General features: G+C 60.7%; 1 protein-coding gene. It reads right to left on the bottom strand.

Annotated elements, in window-relative coordinates; all coding sequences use genetic code 11:
• A partial coding sequence (locus AAAB16_RS13275) for a DUF3488 and transglutaminase-like domain-containing protein (protein WP_340663747.1) occupies positions 1 to 1,561 on the bottom strand: 1,561 nt, incomplete at its 3' end.
• Positions 1,562 to 1,563 lie beyond the last annotated feature (2 nt).

Here is a 1,563-nt window from a genome sequence, read left to right as displayed (position 1 = left end):
GTTGCGCACCTTGCTGGTAATCCAACACCCAGCGCTGCCAACCGTAATTGAGCTCTTCCCAACTCAAGCGCATCTGGTTCAGCCAACTGATATGGCGATAGCGCAACAACGACATGGGTGAGTTTTCCAGAAAGCTTTGCTCACCGGCCATCGCCTGTTCCAGCCCTTGCTGAATACGTTCGGGCGCCACCTGAAAAGTCGGGTCGACCGTGCTCCAGCCCACACCTTCGCGCCAATACTCGACCCAGGCGTGGGCATCAAACTGACGCACCTGAATGTAATTGCCCGACGTATTCAACTCGCCGCCCTGATAGCCCGCCACCACCCGTGCCGGAATACCCGCAGCGCGCAGCACAAAAGCCATGGCCCCGGCGTAGTGCTCACAGAACCCACTGCGGGTGTTGAAGAGAAAATCATCGACGCTGTTCTCGCCCACCGCCGGCGGGCGCAGGGTGTAGAAATACTGCTCGCGGTTGAAATGGCGCAGCAAGGCCTGCACCAACGCCTGTGGGTCCGGGTTTTGCGTTTTCAGCTCTTGTGCCCAGGCACGGCTGCGCGGGTTGCCATCCTTGGGCAACTGCAACGCACGTCGCTGCGCCGGTTTACTTAAGTCCGGCTCGCGCAGCGCATCGGGCCAGGACGTGACGTTATAGACCAGCGTCTGGTCCACCGGCAGACGCCGCTCCAAGCGAAAGTCGCCCATCTGCCGAGCGTCGTCGAGGTCCGTGCTGGCCAGGTCGATACCAAACAGCCAGGGCTTTTGCGTGGCCTCCATCACCACGCGGTACTTCAACGGCTCGCCCTGCGCCGCCCAATTCGGCGCGCGGGTAAAACGTGCATCCAGCGACTGCGACCAACGCCGGCCCTCGAACTGATCCAAGGTCAGCGCCCGCCAATACTGCTGCGCACGCGATGGCGGCGCGCCGTCGAAACTGGCGCGAAAGGCCAAGGCATCGGAGCGACTCAACTCAGCCAGATCATTTGGCGCCATGCTATCGGACAGCCCGGTAACCGCCTGATTGTTTGGCAACGGCAGCGACCATAACGGCCCAAAGCGCGGAAAAAACAGAAATAGCAGCAGCATCAATGGCAAGGCTTGCGCCATCATGCCGCCAGCCAAGCGCAAGGTCGGCCAGGGGTTCTGCTGTAACGGGTTTTGCTGCAAGCCAATCAACGCCGCTAACAAGCCCATGACGGGTAGCAAGGTAAACAGCACGGTGGTCATGCGGTCATCGAACAAATACACCGTCACCACCGCGAAAAAGCCCAGCAGAATCAGCACCAGCGCATCGCGGCGGCTGCGCATTTCCACCAGCTTTAAAATAAACGCGGCAATCAGCAGCACTACGCCGGCATCCAGGCCAATCAGGCTGCCACGAGACAAAAACACGCCGCCGACAATGCCCACCGTCAGCCCCGACTTCAGCCAGGTCGCCGGGTACTGCGCGCGCATGCGATAGATCTGAATGCGCCAGCCGGCACACACCAGCCACAAGGCAATAATCCACGGCGGCATATGCTCCAGGTGCGGAATGATCACCAGCAGTTGCGCCACCAACAGCC

Origin of the sequence: Pseudomonas sp., from assembly GCF_037994325.1 — a bacterium.
Classification (GTDB): domain Bacteria; phylum Pseudomonadota; class Gammaproteobacteria; order Pseudomonadales; family Pseudomonadaceae; genus Aquipseudomonas.
This window is presented reverse-complemented; position numbering and strand designations above follow the sequence as displayed.